1 pseudogene is annotated in these 261 nt (G+C 64.4%); it reads right to left on the bottom strand.

Going from position 1 to position 261, the window contains the following annotated elements:
- A pseudogene (locus FNJ84_RS21835) lies at positions 1–260 on the bottom strand (IS21 family transposase); the annotation flags it as partial.
- Position 261 lies beyond the last annotated feature (1 nt).

Raw genomic sequence — 261 nt, 5'->3', positions numbered from 1 at the left:
CTGAAGCCAAGCTTGACGAGATCGGCATGCATCTGCTTCAGCGTCCGCCGCTGCTTGCGCGACTTGCCGGCTTCTGTCTTCAGCCAGCCGGCCAGCTTCTCGGCGAAAGGATCAAGCTTGCTCGGCCGGTACGGCGTGGCGAACTTCGGCTCGATCGTGCCCCCCGCCAGGTGCTTGGTAATCGTGTTGCGCGAAAGGCCGGTGCGCCGCGCGATCTCGCGGACCGACAGCTTCTGCCGCAAGTGCATGCGTCGGATGATG

It is taken from the genome of Paracoccus sp. M683 (genome assembly GCF_007096355.1).
GTDB lineage: Bacteria > Pseudomonadota > Alphaproteobacteria > Rhodobacterales > Rhodobacteraceae > Paracoccus.
This window is presented reverse-complemented; position numbering and strand designations above follow the sequence as displayed.